Annotated in this window: 18 protein-coding genes, 1 tRNA gene and 1 other annotated feature; of the genes, 9 read left to right on the top strand and 10 right to left on the bottom strand. The window is 53.5% G+C overall.

What is annotated here, in order from left to right; translation table 11 throughout:
* Positions 1 to 86: 86 nt before the first annotated feature.
* Both tig and BN3772_RS09215 read right to left on the bottom strand, forming a co-directional pair.
* Positions 87 to 1,409, bottom strand: coding sequence for a trigger factor (gene tig, locus BN3772_RS09220; protein WP_042199032.1), 1,323 nt, complete (start codon positions 1,407 to 1,409; stop codon positions 87 to 89).
* 95 nt (positions 1,410 to 1,504) lie between these two features.
* Positions 1,505 to 2,350 (bottom strand): hypothetical protein, encoded by an 846-nt coding sequence (locus BN3772_RS09215; RefSeq protein ID WP_042199071.1) that lies wholly within the window; start codon positions 2,348 to 2,350, stop codon positions 1,505 to 1,507.
* Positions 2,351 to 2,568: 218 nt separating this feature from the next.
* On the opposite strand from BN3772_RS09215, the gene BN3772_RS09210 reads away from it, so the two are divergent.
* Positions 2,569 to 2,642 (top strand) — tRNA-Arg (locus BN3772_RS09210).
* Positions 2,643 to 2,838: 196 nt separating this feature from the next.
* Here BN3772_RS09210 and BN3772_RS09205 read toward each other — a convergent pair.
* From BN3772_RS09205 to BN3772_RS09180, 6 genes are all read right to left on the bottom strand, one after another.
* Positions 2,839 to 4,707, bottom strand: coding sequence for a FapA family protein (locus BN3772_RS09205; RefSeq protein ID WP_042199031.1), 1,869 nt, complete (start codon positions 4,705 to 4,707; stop codon positions 2,839 to 2,841).
* Positions 4,708 to 4,959: 252 nt separating this feature from the next.
* Positions 4,960 to 5,838: a phosphate ABC transporter permease PstA gene (pstA, locus tag BN3772_RS09200; RefSeq protein ID WP_042199030.1), complete on the bottom strand. Its 879-nt coding sequence runs from the start codon at positions 5,836 to 5,838 to the stop codon at positions 4,960 to 4,962.
* On the bottom strand, positions 5,838 to 6,782 hold the full coding sequence (pstC, locus tag BN3772_RS09195; RefSeq protein ID WP_042199029.1) for a phosphate ABC transporter permease subunit PstC: 945 nt from the start codon (positions 6,780 to 6,782) through the stop codon (positions 5,838 to 5,840). The genes pstA and pstC overlap by 1 nt, the downstream gene beginning before the upstream one ends.
* 79 nt (positions 6,783 to 6,861) lie before the next feature.
* Positions 6,862 to 7,725, bottom strand: a complete 864-nt coding sequence (locus BN3772_RS09190; RefSeq protein WP_042199028.1) for a phosphate ABC transporter substrate-binding protein — start codon at positions 7,723 to 7,725, stop codon at positions 6,862 to 6,864.
* A 60-nt stretch (positions 7,726 to 7,785) separates the two neighbouring features.
* Entirely contained in the window at positions 7,786 to 9,198 is a 1,413-nt protein-coding gene (locus BN3772_RS09185; protein WP_042199027.1) for a stalk domain-containing protein, read from the bottom strand.
* Positions 9,199 to 9,458: 260 nt separating this feature from the next.
* Positions 9,459 to 9,908 carry a hypothetical protein gene (locus tag BN3772_RS09180; protein WP_042199026.1) on the bottom strand — a complete coding sequence of 150 codons (450 nt, stop codon included), beginning with the start codon at positions 9,906 to 9,908 and terminating at the stop codon, positions 9,459 to 9,461.
* A 387-nt stretch (positions 9,909 to 10,295) separates the two neighbouring features.
* On the opposite strand from BN3772_RS09180, the gene BN3772_RS30580 reads away from it, so the two are divergent.
* The 6 genes from BN3772_RS30580 to BN3772_RS09150 all read left to right on the top strand — a co-directional run bounded on the left by BN3772_RS30580 (position 10,296) and on the right by BN3772_RS09150 (position 17,477).
* Complete coding sequence (locus tag BN3772_RS30580; protein WP_157643570.1) at positions 10,296 to 10,598, top strand: hypothetical protein; 303 nt, start codon at positions 10,296 to 10,298, stop codon at positions 10,596 to 10,598.
* 44 nt (positions 10,599 to 10,642) lie between these two features.
* Positions 10,643 to 11,374: an ABC transporter ATP-binding protein gene (locus BN3772_RS09170; protein WP_042199022.1), complete on the top strand. Its 732-nt coding sequence runs from the start codon at positions 10,643 to 10,645 to the stop codon at positions 11,372 to 11,374.
* Entirely contained in the window at positions 11,371 to 12,408 is a 1,038-nt protein-coding gene (locus BN3772_RS09165) for an ABC transporter permease (RefSeq protein ID WP_042199020.1), read from the top strand. The genes BN3772_RS09170 and BN3772_RS09165 overlap by 4 nt, the downstream gene beginning before the upstream one ends.
* 71 nt (positions 12,409 to 12,479) lie before the next feature.
* Positions 12,480 to 13,169, top strand: a complete 690-nt coding sequence (locus BN3772_RS09160; RefSeq protein ID WP_042199019.1) for a TetR/AcrR family transcriptional regulator — start codon at positions 12,480 to 12,482, stop codon at positions 13,167 to 13,169.
* 235 nt (positions 13,170 to 13,404) lie between these two features.
* A complete protein-coding gene (locus tag BN3772_RS09155; RefSeq protein ID WP_042199017.1) occupies positions 13,405 to 16,758 on the top strand; it encodes a DEAD/DEAH box helicase in 3,354 nt (1,117 codons plus the stop codon).
* A gap of 137 nt (positions 16,759 to 16,895) precedes the next feature.
* Positions 16,896 to 17,477, top strand: a complete 582-nt coding sequence (locus tag BN3772_RS09150; protein ID WP_042199015.1) for a thioredoxin family protein — start codon at positions 16,896 to 16,898, stop codon at positions 17,475 to 17,477.
* A 229-nt stretch (positions 17,478 to 17,706) separates the two neighbouring features.
* Here the strand turns inward: BN3772_RS09150 and BN3772_RS09145 are convergent, their stop codons facing one another.
* A complete protein-coding gene (locus BN3772_RS09145) occupies positions 17,707 to 18,966 on the bottom strand; it encodes an exosporium glycoprotein BclB-related protein (RefSeq protein ID WP_042199013.1) in 1,260 nt (419 codons plus the stop codon).
* 33 nt (positions 18,967 to 18,999) lie between these two features.
* Complete coding sequence (locus tag BN3772_RS09140; protein WP_042199011.1) at positions 19,000 to 19,350, bottom strand: hypothetical protein; 351 nt, start codon at positions 19,348 to 19,350, stop codon at positions 19,000 to 19,002.
* Between the two features lie 215 nt (positions 19,351 to 19,565).
* Between BN3772_RS09140 and BN3772_RS31490 the strand changes: the two genes are divergently transcribed.
* Both BN3772_RS31490 and BN3772_RS09135 read left to right on the top strand, forming a co-directional pair.
* Positions 19,566 to 19,691 carry a hypothetical protein gene (locus BN3772_RS31490; protein ID WP_280114381.1) on the top strand — a complete coding sequence of 42 codons (126 nt, stop codon included), beginning with the start codon at positions 19,566 to 19,568 and terminating at the stop codon, positions 19,689 to 19,691.
* A gap of 69 nt (positions 19,692 to 19,760) precedes the next feature.
* Positions 19,761 to 19,981: a binding site (T-box leader), on the top strand.
* A gap of 95 nt (positions 19,982 to 20,076) precedes the next feature.
* Complete coding sequence (locus BN3772_RS09135) at positions 20,077 to 22,107, top strand: arginine--tRNA ligase (protein ID WP_042199009.1); 2,031 nt, start codon at positions 20,077 to 20,079, stop codon at positions 22,105 to 22,107.
* Positions 22,108 to 22,161 lie beyond the last annotated feature (54 nt).

Below are 22,161 nucleotides of genomic sequence, written 5' to 3'. Positions count from 1 at the left end.
ACGTAACAAAACCTACGTGCCTTATTGACTGCTATTATGGAGGCCGTCTTGCCTGGCCGCTCTAAGTAAAGATAGTTACAGAAGGATTACTCAGCGCTTGCTTCCTCAGCAGCAGGTGCTTCAACTTCAACACTGCTCGATACAAGCAGTTCGATGGTTTTGCGCAGGGAAATTTCTTCATTAAGGCTGCTCAGGGAACCGTTGGCTGCCAGAATGCTGCGGATCTCTTCAGGCGAACGCTTGAAGGATTCAGCCATATTAGCAAGCTCCTGGGTTACTTCTTCTTCAGAAACCTCGATGTTCTCTTCCTTGGCAATGACTTCAAGCACCAGGTTGTTGCGGACGCGCTTCTCGGCATCGCCCTTCATCTGGCCTTCAAGATCATCACGGGTCTGGCCGGAGAAGCTGAGGAACATGTCCATGTTCATGCCCTGCTGACGAAGACGGTTGTCGAAATCACGAACCATGTTCGCTACTTCGCTCTTAATCATCGCTTCAGGAATTTCAACTTCTGCGTTAGCAGCCGCTGCATCAACTACTGCGTTCTCACGGGTACCTTTCAGCTCTTCCTGCTTACGGGATTCCAGCTGTGCCTTCAGGTCTGCTGTATACTCTTCAAGCGTGTCGAATTCACTAACATCCTTAGCGAACTCGTCATCCAGCTCAGGAAGCTGTTTGCGTTTGATTTCGTGCAGCTTCACTTTGAATACTGCAGCCTTGCCTGCAAGGTTCTCTGCATGGTAGCTGTCAGGGAAAGTAACTTCGACATCCTTGAAGTCGCCAGTAGCCATACCAACAACCTGCTCTTCAAAGCCAGGGATGAAGGAGTTGCTTCCAAGCTCCAGGGAATGACGCTCAGCCGAACCGCCTTCAAAAGGAACACCGTCAACAGAACCGTCGAAGTCGATAACTGCGATATCGCCGTTAACTGCCGCTTCTTCTTCAACAACAACCAGCTCAGCATGACGCTCCTGTAGGCGTGTCAGTTCAGCGTTCAGCTCATCTTCTGTAACTTCTGCCTTCTGGGCAGGAACTTCCAGGCCTTTGTACTGGCCCAGCTTCACTTCCGGCTTAACAGTAACCTTCGCTTTGAAGATGAATGCTTGGCCTTTAGCGAATTGCTCGATGTCCACTTCAGGACGGTCAACAGGGAAGATGTCAGCCTGCTCAACAGCTTCGCCGTATACTTCAGGAAGAAGGATGTCAATTGCATCCTGATAGAGGCTCTCTACGCCAAAACGGGATTCAAAGATCGGCCGCGGCACTTTACCTTTACGGAAGCCAGGTACGTTTGCTTTCTTAACCACTTTATTAAAAGCTTTGTCGAGGGCAGCAGCTACGCGCTCTGCTTCTACTTCGACTTCAAGAACTCCAAGGTTCTTCTCTATTTTTTCCCAGGTTGCTTTCATAATATACTTTTCCCTCCAAAAATAGGTTGCATGTTAATTTAAATAATCACGATTTTCACGCACAGAATAACCATTATATTATATACAACATCGCTTTATTTATCAAGTATGGAACTCTTAACAAATCCTCTCAGAGACCGGTACGCCCCTTCAAATTGAAAGCGCATGCTGTCAGTGATGCCGTACATGACCCGAGTCTCTTCCTCCTGCCGGGTTCCGTTCAGGCTCTCGGATACCAGCTGATGCAGCGCGCCAGCCCAGATATCGAGCTGTTCATCACTGCCCTCCAGCAGCTTGCGGTAATCGCCCGACCCGTAAATCGACATCATAAACTGTCCCCAGAGCTCCTGGGCAAAATAGTACAGTGTAGGCTCGTGCACCTCGGCCTGCTCCGCCACCCGCTCCATTACCTGGGCCACCTGCGGCGGAAAGTCCTCATTCTGCAGCGGCACCGCTTCAATCTCAATCTGTGCCAGCTCGCTGCCGCGGGCCAGCCTGATCACGCCCTGCACCCCGCGCTTCTTCAGCGTCTGCAGCGTGCGGAACTGCAGCAGCGGATGCACCGGCGTCTTCTGCAGCCACTGGCTCAGCGTCTCATCCACCTGGCTGCCCTCCAGATAAGAGAGCTGCTCCAGCGCCAGTATCGTCCCCTCCGACAGCGGCTCATTCATTACCTTGCGCAGCAGCTTGTCCGGATAACCGGCATCCTCCTCCAGCTTCGACTTAGCCAGGATCCGGGCCATATCCTCTTCCTTCAGATCCTGCTCTTCGCCGGAATCGGCACGGTCTGCCCCGGTACTCCCGGCTTCGTAAGGAAAAGCCGCCTCGAGCCAGTCAAGCAGCGACTGCCATTCCTCGTAGTGCCGCTCTTCCTGTCCCTGGCACTGCAGCAGAAACCGCAGCAATTCCATCGCTTCCCCGTAACGTTCACTCTCCAGCATGACCGTAAGCTGAATCTGGTAATAATCCAGCGTCTTCGGAAACAGCACGATATTCTCTTTGGCGGGGGAATTGAATTGATTAATGAGGGCACCTCCTTTTTGTCCGATCCATGATCAATTGTAGATTATAGCATATCCTGTTACGCATTCAAAAAAAACAAGTTGATAAAGTTATTCATATGTGATAACATAATTTTTGCTTGCTTTTGAGTCATCATGTCCCGGTAGCTCAGTTGGATAGAGCATGCGCCTTCTAAGCGCACGGTCGGGGGTTCGAATCCCTTCCGGGACGTAATAAGCATGGACAGCCTTCCTCCGGGGAGGCTGTTTTTGCGTTCCGGCGGGATGAGAACCCCTGTCTGGGGGACGTTGGAGCATACGCTTCGTTAGCACCGCTTCGCAATCAGCCTGCAGGGCTGCATCCCTTCCGGGACGTAATAAGTACTGACAGCCTTCCTTCGGGGAGGCTGTTTTTGCGTTTCCGCCCGTTACTCCGTCTCCATCCGCAGCTTGATCGTGCGGATAGTATCCGTATCGAACGTAATGTTCTCCAGCGGCGTGGTGATATCGGCGGCGTAGCGGTCGATGGTGATGCGGCCCAGGTAGATTTTGCGCACGGTGATGCTGTGCTTGGCCTTGAGATAGGACTGCGCGCCGCTCTCGCCGCCGACATAATATGCGCTGATGCTGCCGCCTGCCTCCAGCCTGGAGCCCCGGCATACTGCGAACACCTTGCGGAACACAATATTGCCCGAAGAGAACAGCTCGCTCTGTACAATACCGTCGCGGTGGATAATAATGTCGCCGTTAGACTTAAGCGTGCTGTTCTGGCATTTGCCGATGTTGACCTCCACCTTGTCCTCTTGCATCCGGGCCACCCCTGTGTGCAGCTCCTCAATCATGTTGATTACCCCGCCCAGCGAAGCCTCGTTCATGAAATCAATGAGCTGTACCGGCTTCAGCATCAGCTTCAGAAAGTGCAGCGTCTGCTCCAGATCCTGATGATACGAAGCCTGCACCGTCGCCAGCACTGACAGCAGCTCTTTGATCCGCTCGGGAATTTTCTGAAACTTGCTCTCAAGCAGCAGTACAACGGCCTGTCCGTATTTTACACTCTGCTTGCGGGCCTGGACGGCCTGGATGAGCATGCGGACCGCTTTTTTCAGTTGCATAGCTTCTTCAATTAACAGCTTGGAGCAGTTATAAATCCGGTTGTACATCACACCGAAATAGCCGGAATACAGCTTGCTGTTAACGACGTTCCCTTTTACCACAATACTTCCGGTCGCGGTAATGGTTGAATTATACACGCTGCCTTCCACGTAGACATTGCCGAGCGATTCAATAATCATATTGTCTTCGACGTTGCCTCGCACGATCACATCACCGGAGAACAGGATATTGCCTGTCTGGATGCTGACATTGCCCGGAACCGTATAGGTCGTTGTAATATCAAAAGATTTGACCTTCTCCCCGGTCACCCGTGGCCGGCCTTCACGCAGCGCACGAATCTCGTTGTTAATCAGCAGCACCGTGTTATTGTGGGCGGTTATTGTAATATCGCAAGGACGCGGAGGATACAGAATCTCCCCGTACACATCACAGCCCGGAATACCTTCCACAAAAGGAATTTTGCGGGCAATTACCTGGCCTCTGATTACAGACGGGATGCGGAGATGGCTGCGGAAGTCCACCTGGCCTTCTATTTCGCTGTAGTCATTCTCAATCGTCTCCGAAAAAAACAGTTCAAGCTGCGCATTCTCACCCGGAACCGCCGCCCGCCCTTTAGCCGCCGTAATCGGCTGGTAAGTCGGGTTCTGCAGCTCGGCATGAATACCGGAAATATTCAAATTCCGTACGATTCCCCGCTGCTCGAAATCAGCCAAAATCTGATTGAGGCCCAGCAGCTCTATTAGAGTGTCCGTATCCATTGATGCCTCCACTTTAATCATGCTGGAGGAATAACAGTCATTCAGCTTCCACATATAGCGCCGCGTTGAATAGAGTGTAAAAAAAGCCTGAAGATAATCCTCAGACACATGAATCTTATACAGCGGCGGCTCCACTATAGACCATTCAATCGTATCCAGCGAGGTTACCTCGGCCGGCTCCATTACCGGCTGCCCGTTAACGCTGACTACAACCGGGGCAGCAGCCGAAATGACTGCCGGACTGCCGCCGGGCAGCGGGTCCTGGACAAAAATTTTACCTGCCCGGACCAGCACGCGGCCTCCGAGATCATTATCAAAGTCAGGTTCAGCAAAGGACGCATCCTGAGCCTCATCATCCACATTCTCCGAGAGCTCCAGCATATTAATCAGTTTGTTCAGCTCCTGCTCATTCATCCGGTCCGGCATCCGCTTTGCACCTCCAAGTACGTGCATAATTGTCGAAATACGGCATTATATGCCTGTTGCTTCATTGTATTATTATTAATATTTTTAAGCAATTGATAAACAGCCGCAGGCTGCGGAACGCAAAATAACCCCGCAAAGCGGGGTCTTTACAAGCATACTGAATCAGGAACTTTGCGGGGACCCCATTCATTAATACCCAAAAAAGCTGTCCGGTGTACAAATAACCACCCCGGACAGCCGGCTAGTCTCAATCTAGTGCCCCTTCTTACGGTTGCCCAGCCACAGCGGGAACCGGAACATGAAATTGATCAGCAGCACGACGAAGACCAGCACCGCCGCCGATTTGTCGGCAATCTGCCTTGCATCTTCGACAATAGCCTCAGACTGCACATACCAGAGATGCACTGCGAGCGTCTCACCCGGGGAGAACAGGTTGAAGTCCCACATTTCACCGGAGGTGCTTAAGCCCGCGGTGAGAATTATAACCGCAGATTCCCCGAAGGCGCGTCCGGCTACGAGACAGATGCCGGTAACAATGGCCGGCAGGGCCACCGGCAGTACAACCTTGCGGATGACGTGGAATTTGGTCATCCCCAGCGCATAGCCGGCTTCACGGATATCGCCGGGAACGGCGCGCACCGCTTCTTCGGTTACGCGGGCCAGCATCGGCAGGTTAAGCAGAGCCAGGGATACGCCGCCGCCGAGTATGGTCAAGCCGATGCCGAAATATTCGGCGAAGATTGCAAGCCCCAGCAGACCGAATACAATCGAAGGCACGGAGGACAGCGACTCTACACAGATACGCAGCGCGCCGGTAAAACGGTTGTCCGGCGCATATTCCGCCATATAGATCCCTGCGCCTACCCCGACCGGAATTGAAATCAGCAGGGAGATGAACAGGATATAGAAGGAGTTGAACAGGACCGGTCCGATCCCGCCGCCCGGATCAATCTCTTCCGGGAGCCTGACCAGAAACTCCGGTCTGAGCTGCGGCAGCCCTTTGCTGAGAATGGTGAAGAGCAGCCAGAAGATCAGCAGCATAACCAGTGCACCCAGTGCATAGAAGCCGAATGTTGCTATCTTATTGTTACGCCGGGAGCGCGCAGTATGACGGTTACGTGTTAAGTTCATTACGCGTCCCCCCTTTTCCGGCCGAGCACACGGATAATAAGAATCAGGACGAAGGAGATCAGCAGCAGCAGGAATGCCATCATATGCAGCGCGTAGTTCCAGGTCGATTCAAATTCGACGTTTGAAATCTGCATCACAATGTTGCTGGTCAGAACGGAGGACGGGGTGAACAGGCTTTTAGCCAGCTGCGGCGTATTGCCGATGACCATAACCACCGCCATTGTCTCACCGACTGCACGGGTCATGCCAAGGATAACCGCCGAGATAATCCCCCGCTTGGCCGCCGGCAATACAACCCGCATAATGACCTGCAGGCGGGTGGAGCCGAGGGCATAGGCCGCATCACGGAACTTGCGCGGAACCGCCACAATCGCATCATCACTGATCCGGCAGATCGTCGGCAGGACCATCAGAGCCAGAACCAGCGCAGCCGCAAGTACCCCGTCGCCAAGCCCTTCACCGCTGATTCTGCGCAGGAAAGGCAGCAGTACGGTGAGGCCAAGATAGCCGTATACTATAGAAGGAATACCGACAAGCAGGTCGAGCACGGGACGGATAAAGCTTTTCATCCACTTGGGGGCGATCTCCGCACAGAGCACAGCCATCCCGACAGAGACAGGCACTGCAATCAGCAGGGTAAGCGCAGTCAGTATCAATGTATTTACTATAAAGGCCGCTGCACCAAAAACCTCCTCCTCCGGTGTCCAGTTAAAGGACAGGAAGAACTCGGCCGGAGAGACATCCCCGAATAGCAGCAGCGCTGTTTTTCCGATGAATACAATGACAAGTCCAAGCACGAGACAGAGCGCCAGGATGCTAAAAAAGAAATAATATCGCGATAACCGGTTGCCAAGCAGATGTCTTCTGTGGCGTTTCTCATTAATGATGCTGTGCTCAGCCTTATTTGGCGTTTGGGATGCCAGGCTTTGGACGGGTGCCCCCATACTTTCCCTCCTGTAAGCGGCCAACCCCGAATATTCCGGAGCTGGCCGCTGTTACCGTTCAATATAATGAAGCGTTTGATTAGCCTTTCATTGCTGCAATCGGGATGAATTTAAGCTTTTTGAGTGAGCCGTTCTGGAACTTCTTGCTCTGTACATATTCGATGAATTCCTTGGTCGCGCCGGTCGGCTGGCCCTTGGTCATGTAGTAGCCGTATGCCCAGATCTTATAAGAGCCGTTGATTACGTTATCCGTAGTGGCTGCAATACCATTGTGCTTAACAGCCTTGATATCGCTGCCGGTCACGTAGACAAGGTCGATATAGCCGATAGCGTTCGGAGTAGTGGCAACTGCAGTCTTCATGTCACCGCTGGAGCCGGTTTCCTTGTAGTTCTTTTCTTTCTTCACGATGTCGCCGCCGCCAAGCGCTTTAGCCTGGTAGTTAACGCGAGTTCCGGAACCGAAAGAACGGGTGATTACGACGATGTTGGCGTCCGAACCGCCGACTTCCTTCCAGTTCGTGATTTTACCGGAGAAAATTCCCGCCAGCTGCTCAGTAGTCAGGTTATCTACGCCGACATTCTTATTCACGATAGTGGCAAAAGGAATAACGGCTACCTTGTTCGCTACCTGTCCGTCAAAGGCCTTGAAGCCCGGTACGTCGATGCTGGCATCCCAGTCACAGGCGCCGATGTCGGCGATGCCTTTTTTAACAGCCTGCGGTCCCGTTACGGAGCCTTTGCCGGATGCAGCGATTTTTACCTTAGGGTGCATCTTCTGGAATTCCTTAGCCGCCTGTAAGGTGAGCGGAAGCAGTGCAGTGGAGCCGTTGATGGTGATTTTACCCTTGAGGGTGTCGGCTGCAGATGCAATCCCCGCGAATGTTGCTGTCACAGCAATTACTGCTGTCAGAGCGGTTACCGTAAATTTTTTGAAAAGCTTCATGATCTGAATTCTCCTCCCGGCGCTATGCCGTTATATTGTGTGGGCTATGAGGGACGTGTCTTATTTAGTCAGCTGCAGCGCTTTACCGCCCTGGATCAGCAGGACTTTACCGTCCGATACTACTGCCAGCTTACTGCCGTCATGGGACACCGCAACCTCGGATACATCTTCAGCTGTCTGGAACAGCACGGTTTTATTACCGCTTGCGTCAATGGAATAGATAGTAGTGCTTCCGTCAGCTGCCACTCCGGATACAACCAGACCTGTAGCTACGCCGGCAGACCAGGTTGCTTCCGTATCAAGGGTGATGTTAGTAATCGCTCCGTCTGCGCTGATGGATTTCAGGGTGTTAGCCGCATTTCCTTCAGCGTCTGCACTCAGATAGACTACGCCGCCGTTCGCAAGAATTTCAGGGTACAGCTTGTTGTCGAGCTCTGTAGTCAATGCTTTTGGCTTAGCATCCTTAGTTGCGAGATCCAGCTTGTAGAGCTGCTCTCCGGCTTTGCTGTAATCTACGGTCAGGGAATCTTCGGTGCTGTCGGCATCATTTTTGGCAACGCCGGTTACATTGACAATGTAGACTACGCTTTTTGCATCGGAAGCAAGGCGGAGTTCGGATTTGTTCTCCACTTTATCTTCGAGCACAGCTTTTACTGTTCCGGTTTCAACTGAGATCTGGGCAATCTTCTCCTGCTTGTCGCCTTGGATGAAGTAGATTGTTTTGTTGTCCTGCGACCAGACCAGGTCTGTCTTCACGCTTGTATCGGTACCAAGTGAGGAGATCGCGCCGCTCGACAGGTTGATCAGCTTCAGCTGGCCTGTCTCATCAGTGAATGCGCCCCACTGCTGATCAGCGGAAACGGCGAAATCCAGTGCACTCTCATTGGAAGAAAACACTTCATAATCGCCCGGATATGCGCTGAACTTGAGCAGCTGCGCTGTTTCGGAATCACTCTTGTTCGCAATGATGCTGCCGTCTGCTGTCCAGTGCAAAGTATCAAACTGGCCTTCCGGACGGGCAAAGCTCATAATTTCAAGGCCTTCAGCCGAAAGCTCACCGCCAAGCGCGGTTACGAGCTTAGTCAGCTCTACATATACTTTTCCGTTATATACAACAGGCGCTACCGTAAACTGCTGGGCTGCACCATCTACTACATAGCTTTTGGAGCCTGTTTGAAGCTGCACCGTATGTAATCCTTTGCTGTCGTTCAGTTCAAAGCCGCCGTTTGTAAGAATCAGCTTGGCCCCAAGCTCGCCGGCAACCTGGCTTAAGGAATACAGCTTATAACCGCTGCTGTCGATTGTGCTGAACTGGGCCGGATTGCTGTTCACAGTCCAAGTAGCTGTTCCTGTCTTGACTGTACTGGCGACGGCTGCGGCACTAGCGCTGCCCGCTCCTGAAATACTGCCCGCCACACCTGTTACAAGAAGTGCAGAAGCCAAAGCCGCGCTGAACCATTTACTATTTCTCAATTAGATTCACCCTTTTCCTATAGGTAACTGCTACTGTTATTTTCTTCTATCAGTGTGAATTCTGTTCAAGAGGATTGTTCGGCGATTATTAACTAACGCAAAAAAACCAGCCCCGAATGGGCTGGGGATAGCTCTTTGGTAAACGCTATGTAAAAACTCCCGCAATAAATTCAATAGAGAGACATGCAGGCCTCTTCCAGCCTTGCACAGCTGCTATATTTCCATATAAAAGCCTGCAGTCAGGCGCCTCCTGAGAGCGGTCAGTTTTCAATCCAGGTTACGATAATTTCGGCCCCTCCGGGGTTCGCTGCTGAGCTGCTGCCGATAATGGAGTAGGAGTAGCTGCCCGCCGCTTTACCGCTGATAAGGAGGTTATTCTTGTCCATAATCTGCGTTCCGCTCTCCAGTGACTTCCCCGCAACATATTTCATATAGGTGGTTCCCAGCGCTGCTATCGTCTGCTCGGTTTCGTAGATCAGCATCGAAGACTTCTTGCCGTCCACCTGTGCTCCTTCCGTATACGTAATGCCTGCACCCTCGGGAATTGGCAGATCGCCCGGAAAATACTGCGGATCAGGGAGCTGCTCCTCGGCCAGTGTATGAAAATGCCGGTTCTCTGCATCCCCGCCCTCCATCCGGCTGCAAGCACTCAGGCTTAAGCTGGCGGCCAGCACTACAAGCAAAGGAAATACTGGTTTCTTGATAACCATCGGCGGAATCCTCCTGTCGGCAATGGGAGTGAGGGAAATAAGGTGCGATTGGTGGTGTGGTTAGGGAATGTGTTGTGGACCATATGTAGAGATATATAGAATGTAGAGATATATAGAATGTAGAGATATATAGAATGTTGAGATATATAGAATAGAGTATATAGTGATATATAGAGTATATAGAGATATATAGAGTATAGAGTATATAGTGATATATAGAGTATATAGAGATATATAGTGATATAGTGATACATAGAGTATATAGAAATGTTTAACCTTTTTGGCAGCAGGGTAAACCAAATACTGCAAATTTTAATTAAAACACATACGTAAGTGTAAATCCAAAGGGCAATGTGCTTAAACAAACTGGAGGCTTATACTGGACAATTGCTTAAACCAACCAGAGGCACTTTTGCCTTTGATTTGCCTGTTCCGCCTGTCTGCGGCGGAATCAAAGGCACTTTTGCCTTTGATTTGCCTGTTCCGGCCGTCTGCGGCGGAATTAGAGGCACTTTTGCCTTGGATTTGCCTGTTCCGGCCGTCTGCGGCGGAATCAAAGGCACTTTTGCCTTTGATTTGCCCATTCCGCCTGTCTGCGGCGGAATCAGAGGCATTTTTGCCTTGGATTTGTTCGCATTCCACTCTCCATCAAATAATGATTTACCTTTTACACATTACGCAATACAATAATGAGTGAGTACTCACTCATTATATAATGAATCGAGGAGATCAATATGAATCAGGAACAGCCGGTTATTTCTGTTACCCGTGTCAGCAGGGCATTTGGCAGCAAAACTGTGCTTAAGGATATCAGCCTTCAGGTGAACCGCGCAGAGACGTTCGGGCTGCTGGGCCCGTCCGGTTCGGGCAAGACTACATTGGTTAAGCTGCTGACCGGTATCGACGAGGTCAGCTCGGGTGAGGTGCAGGTTATGGGCGTCAGGATGCCCAAGCTAACGATGCTGCAGCAGATCGGCTATATGGCCCAGTCGGATGCTTTATACACGGAGCTGAGCGCGAAGGAGAATCTGGAGTTCTTCGCCGCCCTCTACGGGCTGCGAGGCGGAAACCGCACGCGGAGGATCGGCGATGTAATGGAGCTGGTCAACCTGCAGGAGCACCTGCGCAAGCGGGTGGACCAGTATTCCGGCGGGATGAAGCGCAGGCTGTCGCTGGCGATTGCACTGCTGCATGAGCCTCCGCTGCTTATTCTTGATGAGCCAACCGTAGGGATTGACCCGCTGCTGCGCCAGTCGATCTGGAAGGAGCTGCGCTCGCTGAACAACCAGGGAACCACGATCGTCCTGACTACTCACGTCATGGATGAGGCTGAAAAATGCGACCGGCTCGGCATGATCCGGGACGGCAAGCTGCTGGCGGCAGATACTCCGGCAGGATTAATGCAGGCGACCGGCTCGGCAACGATTGAGGAAGCCTTTGTAACCTATGGAGGTGGCCGCAAATGAGAATCCGGGCCATAACTCTGCGTATTCTGCGGCAGTTCATTCATGATAAACGGACGATGGCACTGATGTTCATCGCCCCTCTGCTCGTGCTCAGCCTGATGAGCCTTGTCTTTAACAGTAATGCCTACAAACCGAATATCGGCGTGAGCGGAGCCGCAGCTGTCTTCAGCCCCGCGCTGGAGGCACAGGACGCTGCTGTAACAAGCTTCACCACAACTGAGCAAGGCGAAGCTGCGCTGCGTGACAGCAGTATTGATGCCTTCGTCACCGTTGAAGGAAACGCGCCCTCCGTAATCCTGGAAGGCAGTAACCCGGCCGCTACCCGTGCAGCCATGCAGGTCCTGCGGGAAGCGGTTCTGCAGTTGCAGCCGGCCGCCTCCGTTACAGGACTGATCCAGCCGTCAGTCAGCTATATGTATGGTGCTGAGGATATGACGACGATCGACCGGTTTGGGCCGATTATGATCGGCGTGTTTGTGTTCTTTTTCGTCTTCCTGATCGCCGGTGTCTCCTTCCTGCGGGAGCGGACGACCGGTACGCTGGAACGCCTGCTCTCCACTCCGCTGAAGCGCTGGGAGATTGTGCTTGGGTATGTCGGCGGCTTCGGGATTTTCACAGTTGTCCAGGCGCTGCTGATCTCCTGGTTCTCGGTCCATATGCTTGGCATTATGATGGCCGGCAGCTTCGGCTACGTCCTGCTCATTACGCTGCTACTGGCCATCACGGCGCTCACGCTTGGCACGCTGCTCTCGGCATTCGCCGGCAATGAGCTGCAGATGATCCAGTTCATTCCGCTGGTCATTGTACCGCAGATATTTTTGAGCGGGCTGTTTCCGCTGGATACACTGCCGCTGTGGCTGCAGCGGACCGGTCTGGCGACACCTATCTATTACGGTGCCCAGGCGCTGATGGATATCATGATCCGCGGCAAAGGCTGGAGCTCTATCGCTCTGGATGCCTATGTACTGGTCGGCTTCTCCCTGCTGTTCATGGTGCTTAACGTGCTGGCCCTGCGCAAGCACCGCAGAATGTAGCTCCTATGTCCCTTAAATAAGCGGGCGTGTTACTATAGACGGAAGAGCAACCATTTTTGGAGGACCAGACGATGAAGAAAGAGAATGCGGAGCAGCGTGAAAAAGAGCAATGGATTGAAGAGTTTATGGCCCTCAAGGATGAGGGGCAGATGACGCCGAAGCAGATCTCCATTCTGGAAGCGGCTGTTGAGATTTTTTCCGATAAAGGATTTTCGGCGGCATCCACCAGTGAAATCGCCCAAAAGGCCGGTGTAGCTGAGGGGACAATTTTCCGCTATTACAAAACCAAAAAAGACCTGCTCCTGTCCATAGTCGGCCCGGCAATGAGCCAGATGATCGCCCCGTTCGTAATGCGTAATTTCAAAGGGGTGCTGGATATGCCGTTTGAGAGCTATGAAGCTTTTTTGCGGGCTTTTATTGTGAACCGGCTGGATTTCGCCCGTAAGAACTTTAAGATTATCCGGATTCTCGTCCAGGAAATCCCCTTTCAGCCTGCACTGCGGGAGCAGTTCGCCGAGAATGTCCTGGGCCAGGTGCTGGAGCGTGTCACTTCAATTACGGAGCATTTCAAGGCTAAAGGTGAGATTATGGATGCCCCTACCCCCGCTATTATCCGGTTCACGATTTCCTCGGTGATCGGTTACCTGCTGGCCCGCCTGCTGCTGATGCCGGAGAAGGACTGGGATGATGAGGAAGAGATCAGTCTGCTGATCAGCTTCATGCTGCACGGGATCGGCGGTCCGGCGCTGCGTGAGCAGTAAGGTCTGCCGTTAATACGGTATTAAAATTACATCTGAAATGCGCGAGCCCTTTAAGCCATTGCGGAGGCAAGTCTTCCATAATGGCTTTTTGCCTGCAGATTAAAGTCTGCCTCTTCCGCTGCGGCCTGCCGCAATCCGCATTGCCCTTTCACCGCGTACACCTGTTCTGGTAAGATGAGTACTATGGACATTCATGATGCGTGATCCAGAACGAAGTAAGGAAGTGAACTTAATTATGGGATATTATGTGCCGGAGCGGGTAATACGGCTGCTGTGCGGCAATGAGGCGCTGGATAAGGGCCGTGCTTATTACGATGCCGGCAGAGTCCGGCTGACTTATATAGAGAACAATAACAAGCTTGAATACTCCATTTACCGTGCAGAGATTCAAGGACTGGAGAGCTATGAGGCAGCGCTGACCATTGATGCCGACGGGGATGTGAATGCGGAATGTACATGCCCTGCCTATTATCACGGCGGTGCCTTCTGCCGGCATATCGCAGCAGGGCTGGTAGGCATTCTCCGGCTGGAGGAAGATGAGTTGGGCGCTGAAGATGAAGACCCGGCTTCGCATGAGCCTGACCGGCCTTCTGTGGAACCCGGCATGCTTACCCCGCGCAACACTCCAGCCGGCAGCTCCGGTATTGCTGAACGCACCGGGGACCGCCAGCTGGTAAGCGGTATGCTGGAGGTGTTCGCAGACGGCAGCGGCAACAGCAGCCGCCACCGCCCCAGCGTTACGGGAAGCTACTCGGATCTCCGCACCCCGCTTCAGGTGGAGTTCATCTGCAAGCCGGTGACGATCAGCCACCGCACTCAAATGCTTGGCATTGAGCTCAAGGTCGGGCCTAAGCGCCTTTACATTGTGCAAAAGATCAGAACCTTCCTGGACCGCGTGCAGCGCCGAGAGCCCTTTGAGTTCTCCAGCCATTTCAGCTATGATCCCGCCCTGCATTCGTTTGACAAAGAGGACAACGCGGTGCTGCTGAAGCTGATTGAAGTATCAGCCAATGAACAGCTGTACCGGGCCGGCGTGAATCCCTATGCTCCGCAATCCGGCGGAATGGGCGGAGACCGTGTGCTGGCAGTTCCGCCGGTATTCTGGGAAGCGCTGCTTCCGTCATTGCTCGCAGCCCCCTCCGCCTATCTGCAGCAGGGGGATCTGATTATGGAGAAGCTGCAGCTGTCCACTGAGGCACCTCCGCTCGAGTTCGCGTTTGACCAGGCGCCCGGGGAAGGCTACCGGCTGGATATCCAGGGTATAGCAGAGATTACGGTGCTTGAGGATTACGGTCTGGTATTGTCCGGCGGCAGGCTGCTGAAGCTGGGACCAGAGGAATGCCGCCGGCTGTCTGAGCTGAAGCGGATGCTGGCAGCCGCACGCAAGGATGGACTTGCCATTGCCCCTGAGCAGATGGAGCCTTTCATGGAGCAGGTTATTCCCGGGCTCAAGAAGCTGGGCCGCGTGCAGATTGCCGAAGCTATTGCCGGCCGGATAGTCCAGACTCAGCTCCAGGCACGGCTGTATCTCGACCGGGTAAGGGACCGGCTGCTTGCCGGCCTGGAGTTCCAGTATGGAGGCATTGTGATTAATCCGCTGGAGGAGGACAGCCGCAGCCGGGGCAGCGAGGTGATCCTGATGCGTGACGGGGAGGCTGAGCGGCGGATTCTCGGGCTGATGGAGCATGAATCCTTTGTCCGGACAGAAGGCGGCTATATTATGAGCAATGAAGAAGGGGAATATGACTTTCTCTATCACACGATTCCGCTTCTGGAGCCGCTGCTTCAGGTATATGCCACCACTGCCGTCAAAGCCAGAATTGCCGCCGACACCTACATTCCCAAGGCTGTATTGACGTGGAACGAAAAAACCGACTGGCTGGAATTCAAGTTTGCAATGCAGGGCATACCGGAGAGCGAGGTTGTACAGATTCTGGAGGCGCTGCGTGAAAAGCGCAGATATTACCGGCTTCCGGACGGTGCGCTGCTGCCGCTGGAGAGTGCAGAGCTGCTGCAGATTATCGAGTTCATGAACGAGCTCGGGGTCAATAGTGTGCCTTTTACAAAGCCCCAGTTCTCACTGCCATTAATTCAAGGCCTGCAGCTCAATCCTGATGCTAAGCATGGCGATGCCGTTACCATCGGGCGCTCCTTCCGGCGGCTGATGGCTAATATGGCCAGTCCTGAGAATCTCGATTTCCCGCTGCCGGACAGCCTTGCCCCCGTGCTACGTGACTATCAGCAGTTCGGGTTCCAGTGGATGAAGACGCTGGCCCACTACCGGTTCGGCGGCATTCTGGCTGACGATATGGGACTCGGCAAAACACTGCAGAGCATCGCCTTCCTGCTCTCTGAGCTGCCGGATATCCGCAAGGGGGGCAAGCCGGCCCTGATCGTCGCGCCTGCTTCACTGCTGTACAACTGGCGGAATGAGCTGCAGCGGTTCGCACCCGAGATCCAGGCGGTCATTGCTGACGGTAATCGGAGTGAGCGCAGCAAAGCGGTACGCAGCGGTTCTGACACTGACGTCATTATTACCTCGTATCCGCTGCTGCGGCGGGATGTTGAGCGTTATGCGCGGCTGTCGTTCCACACGCTGATTCTCGACGAGGCGCAAATGATCAAGAACCACGCTACCCAGACCGCGCAGGCGGTAAAAATATTGCAGGCCCGCTACCGGTTCGCCCTTACCGGAACGCCGGTAGAGAATGCGCTGGAGGATCTGTGGTCCATTTACAGTGTGGTCTTCCCCGGGCTGTTCCCCGGCAAAAAGGCGTTCCATGATCTGCCGCACGAAACGGTCGCCAAGCGGACCCGCCCGTTCCTGCTGCGCCGTCTAAAGAGCGATGTACTCAAGGAGCTGCCGGATAAAATCGAATCGCTGCATGCCTCCGAGCTGCTGCCAGAGCAGAAAAAGCTGTACGTCGCTTATCTCGCCAGACTGCGGAAGGAGGCGCTGAAGCATCTCGACAACGAGGGCTTCGGCCACGGCCGGATCAAGGTGCTCGCCGGGATTACCCGGCTGCGCCAGCTCTGCTGCCATCCCGCCCTGTTCGTCGAGGACTATGCCGGCGGCTCGGCCAAATTCGACCAGCTGCTGGAAATTATTGAGGAATGCCGCAGCTCCGGCAAGCGGATGCTGATCTTCTCCCAGTTCACGGAGATGCTCGGCATGATTGGACGGGAGCTTGCGCTGCAGGGCGTCCGGCATTTTTATCTGGACGGCAAGACGCCGGCGGCTCAGCGTGTGGAGCTGTGCAGCCGGTTCAACGAAGGTGAAGGCGACCTGTTTCTTGTGTCCTTAAAAGCCGGCGGCACCGGCCTCAACCTGACTGGAGCAGACACCGTGATCCTCTACGATCTGTGGTGGAATCCGGCCGTTGAGCAGCAGGCAGCCGACCGGGCCCACCGGATCGGGCAGAAAAAGGTCGTGCAGGTCATCCGGCTGGTCGCCCAAGGAACGGTGGAGGACAAGATGTACGAGCTGCAGCAGAAGAAAAAAAATCTGATCGAGGAGGTTATCCAGCCCGGGGCAGAGGCTCTGTCCGCCCTGACCGAGCAGGACATCCGCGACATTCTGATGCTCTAGCTCTATTACAGGTTTGGTAGTCGAGTGGAAAATAAAGTATAATAACAGGGATTGTTACTGCTTAAGCAGCAGGCCGTCCGGCCTTCTGCCGCTTCTCTCTTAATGGTTTTATACTATTCTACCGGAGGTGCATTAACATGAGCTTTACCCTGGAACTTGGATCTTCCGCTCCTGACTTCAGCCTGAAGGCAACAGACGGCCAGACCTATTCACTGGACAGCTTCGCCACGGCAAAAGCACTGGTTATCTTCTTCACCTGCAATCATTGTCCGTTCGTCGTCGGATCAGATGAAGTCACACGCCAGACAGCGGAAAAATACCGCGAGCACGGCGTAGCTTTTGCCGGCATTAATGCCAACAGTGAAGCTACCCATCCCAACGATTCCTTTGAGCATATGGTGGTCCGGATGGAAGACCAGAAATTCCCGTGGCTCTATCTCCGAGACGGGACGCAGGACACTGCACGGGCTTACGGTGCGCTGCGCACGCCGCATTTCTTTGTTTTTGATCAGGACCGCAAGCTGGTCTACACCGGCCGCGGCGTCGATAATCCGCGTGAGACGGACAAAATGACCGTTAACGACCTGGATAATGCGCTGTCGGAGCTGCTCGCCGGACAAGCGGTAAGCACGCCGCTGACCAATCCGATTGGCTGCAACGTGAAATGGGACGGCCAGGATGCGCATTGGATGCCTGCTGAGGCTTGTGATTTGGTATAAATCTTTGAGTTAACCGGGTCCGCGTGCGGCCCGGTTTTTGTGTGTTAATGGGATTTTTCCCTCTAATCCAGAGGTTCAGCCCCGGTTTTGCTGTGATTAGTGGGATTTTTCCCTCTAATCGAAATTTTACCGGCATGGCTCCGCCGGCATCATTAACAAAAGAGGGACTTCTTCAGCCTGCGGCTGTGAAGTCCCTCTTTTGTATTAGTTAGTCGGCCAAACCCGTTGTTTAGACGATAGTCAGACCGCCGCTTGCGTATCCAGCGACAGTAGAAGCTATATCAAGACCGGCTGTAACTGACGACGAGAAGACCATTAGCAGACGGTCACCTGCAGCAACCGGAATGCTGAGCCCGGAGGTAAGGCCGCTGCTGATGGTACCCAGTGAGAGGACACCGGTTAATGGCGGAGCAAGCGTAACCAGCGCACCCGGTATAGCAGTAAAGGTATTATCCGGCGTTGCCGAACGGAATAACTGAGCCGTTATTGTAACTGTAGAGCCTACCAGTGACAATGCAGCTGTTGTGCTAAAATAACCCGCCAGGGAAGTAATTGTACCCGCACGAGGTGCAGAGAAGGCAAAGTTTAGCAGTGTGCCTGCTGCACCTGTGAGGTCAATAACCCCGCCGGTAATGGTTACACCGGTCGTACTGTTGCCAAAGCCGACCAAGCTGGAAGTATTCAGCAGACCGCCAATTACAGTAGTCAATGCAGCCGGAAGTCCGGATGCGTAAGGGATAATAGCGCCGGATCCGCTTGGCCCGGTAGCACCAGTCGCTCCCGCCGTGCCCGTTGCTCCCGTAACCCCAGTCGCTCCTGCTGTGCCTGTCGCACCTGTAACCCCAGTCGCTCCTGCCGTGCCTGTAGCTCCCGTAACCCCAGTCGCTCCTGCTATGCCCGTTGCTCCCGTAACCCCAGTCGCGCCCGCTGTGCCTGTCGCACCCGTTACCCCAGTCGCTCCTGCCGTGCCTGTCGCTCCCGTAACCCCAGTCGCTCCTGCTGTGCCTGTCGCTCCCGTAACCCCAGTCGCTCCCGCTGCACCCGTTGCGCCAGTTTCGCCAGTTGCACCGCCGCCTGTACCGGTCGGTCCTGTTGCCCCTGCCGGCCCGGTGGCACCTGTAACGCCGACGACTTCGCCCATAAGCTCAGCTGATACGAGACGGTGGGCAGTTACCAGTGCACCTGTGCTGCTTTTGCCCCACAAAGAGATCTGAATCGGATCATCCGGCGGGCTGGTAGGCGTAACGAACAAAAATTCAAACCCATCCAGATCCGCATAATAGTTGTTCGTAATCACCTGGTTCGGGTCCACAGTGAGCGTCTCGCTGACATACAGGTTTCTAACACCGCCTAGCAGATAGTAACCCTGTACAAGCACGTTAGAAGCCACACTGCTGCTGCGGTTATCTACGCGGAGCGTTACCTGAGTCGTAGGTCTGACGCCTGCAACCATATTATTCTCTATCGGTCCGGTTGATAAAAAGCTCATCTGTATAACACTCCTTTACCCTTTGATTATTGATTAGTCCAGTATTTCGTGACTCACCACACGGTGGGCTTCAACCAGTTGCCCGTCTGTCTGCTTGCCCCACACCGAGATCCCCAGATCATTCTCCATAATCTCGCCGGTTGTGAAGATAAACTCGTAACCGTCCAAATCTGCAAAATAATTCCGGGTCACCGCTTCATTTGGAGCAACATTAATAACCTCACTCACATACAGATTTCTGATTGTGGTGAAATAATAGCCTTCAATTACAACACTGGCAGCTGTCAGGGAAGAACGGTTGACGATCCGTATAGTTACAAGCTGGGTGGGTCTGACTCCGGACACAGGAGTGTTATCGATCGGTCCTGTTGATAATATTGCCATCCTGTTTCATTCCTCCTTTCCATTCTCCCATCTATGAACTTTGAGCTCTAACTCTAGCGGCGCTTCTAATCAACCGCACAATATAATACTATTCCGGTGCAACACCGGCGGTGTGGACATCAGACAGGCTGCAATCACCGTTATCCCCAAATCCGCATAAGCTGTTCAGAAGGGAAACACATAGACGGCATCTTCAATACAGCGGGATAGCGCTAATGGGAAAAGAGGATTTTGACGGAGAACATTTCGCCGGCGGGCTTTTGCTGGTCATTGTAATTGCACTGCTCATATACGGCTCTACAGATATAAAAGATCTGACGGCAGCACCGGCCTCAGACTAATTTTTTTAACAATCCTCTCTCCCGGCCCTTGCTTTCTTCCGGAAATTCGCTATACTGATAAAAATCCATATGCAATCGATGAACGGGATAGTAGTGTGCCTGATCTAGTCCTCAGCGAGCCGGGAATGGTGGAAACCGGTACAGATCAGCCCATGAAGCGCACCCGGGAGATGGACTTCTGAATGTACAGTAGGAAGCCCCGGCTGAAGACCGTTATCTTATGAGCGGCTAAACAGAGGTTTAGCAACTAGAGTGGTACCGCGAGCGCTAATCAAGCCTTCGTCTCTTTTGAGAGATGAGGGCTTTTTCTTATGCTCAGAGGTTCCGTTTCATGGCTAATGCAGAATTGCGTACGGATGCTTTACCCATTTAGGAGGTCATATTTATGTTAAGCCAGCTTATCAAGAACGTTCTTGAACAAAGTGTACAGCAGGTATTTTCGAAGCACGGGACCGCAGCTGCGGATCAACCCGCCGTTGTGCTTGAGCAGCCGGCCAATTCCGATTTTGGTGACTACTCGACTAACATCGCCATGCAGCTAGCCAGAGTACTGCGTAAAGCACTTATGGCTATTGCGGAGCTGATAACAACAGAAATCAGACATTCAGGAGATTTGGACGGGCTGTTCGCCAAAATCGACATCGCCGCTCCCGGCTTCATTAATCTGTATATCAACTGGCAGGAATGGGCCGGACGAAGCTTTGAACTGCCTGCGGCAGCAGGGGAAAAAGTAATCATTGAGCACACTTCTGTGAACCCGAACAAATCCATGCATGTCGGTCACCTTAGAAACGCCTGTATCGGGGATGCGCTGGTGCGGATTTTGCGGAAAACCGGGTATAACGTCGAGGTCCATAACTATGTGGATGATCTCGGCAACCAGCTGGCGGATACGGTGGTCGGGCTGCTGCATGTACCGCTGGCGGGGGAGCATGTCCGTTTTGGCGATTACTGCTGGGATCTTTATGCCGGTGTGAACAGAGAATACGCCCGGCAGCCGGAGAGTGTGCACAAGCGGACAGAGATTCTGCATGCGCTGGAGGAGGGCAGCGGCAATACAGCCTGGCTGGGCAACCTGGTCGCTGAGCGGATTGTCCGCGAGCATGTCGCAGAGATGAAGGGCTTCGGCATCCGCTATGATCTGCTGGTTTGGGAGAGCAGCATTCTGAGGGAGGGCTTTTGGGCTTCGGCCTTTGCTCTCTTGGAGCAGACGGAGGTATTCGTGCAGGAAACAGAAGGCAAGCTGGCGGGCTGCTGGATTCTCAAGCAGGCTGCGGGAGAGCATACGGACGGGTCTGATGCAGAGGAGCATCATAAGGATAAGGTGCTGGTGCGCTCCAACGGGATTTTGACCTATACAGCCAAGGATATCGCTTATCATCTCTGGAAATTCGGGCTGCTGGATAAAGACTTCATCTACAGTGAGTTTAACAGCGGGGTATGGACTACGGGCTTAACCGGGGACAAGCGGGCTTTTGGCTCGGCGGACCGGGTCGTCAATGTTATCGACTACAGACAGGAGTATCCGCAGGCGATGGTCAAACAGGCACTGGAGGTGCTGGGATTCACGAAGCAGGCCGAGAACCTGCATCATGTGAGCTATGGCGTCGTTTCCCTCAGTCCGGCTTCAGCAGCGGAGCTTGGCATTGACATTTCAGAAGGCAAAGCCTCCTACGCCATGTCCGGCCGCCAGGGTATCGGCATCAGGGTGACCGAGCTGGTGCAGCTGATGGAGAATACAATTGAAGCCACCCGTTCTGACAAAAGCGGCCTGTCCAGCCGGCTCATCGCCACCGCTGCCATCCGTTATTATCTGCTGCGTTTTAATCTGGGGACGGAGATTATCTTCGACTTCAAGCAGGCGACCGAGATTTCCGGCAACACAGGCGTGTACCTGATGTACACCTATGCGCGTGCAGGCAGTGTGCTTAGTAAAGGTTCGGCGGCTGCGGGAGACCCAATGGATTCGGGGATAAAAGCTAAGCTGAGTGTGGTGAATGCAAACGCCTCTGCCGACAAGGCTGAGCTAAGTGCAGCTACCCATCCGTCTGCAGAAAATCCTAATCCCAATGCGGATGCCTACCTTTCTGCGGGAAAATCCAATCCCAATGCGGATGCAGCACCCGTCCTCCCCGCCTTCCCGGCAGAGCTGCAAAAAGCCGAGCTCGCCCTCCTGAGGCATCTCAGTAATTGGCAGGACACACTCTACAGTGCAAGTGTTCAGCTGACGCCGAATACGGTCTGTACTTATGCGCATACGCTGGCTTCGCTGTTCAACAATTTTTATTCTGCCTGCCCGATTCTAAAAGGCGAGACACAGTCCGTCGCCTTCCGTCTCTGGCTTACGCAAAGATTCCAGACAACGCTCGGCGAGGTGCTGGAGGTGCTCGGCCTGCCGCAGCCGGAGCGGATGTAGAGACGGCGGCAGTTAATTATGGCCTGGCTGCCATTGCTCAGCTGACAGCGGCTT

It is taken from the genome of Paenibacillus camerounensis (genome assembly GCF_000723885.1).
GTDB classification, from domain to species: Bacteria; Bacillota; Bacilli; order Paenibacillales; family Paenibacillaceae; genus Paenibacillus_AQ; species Paenibacillus_AQ camerounensis.
This window is presented reverse-complemented; position numbering and strand designations above follow the sequence as displayed.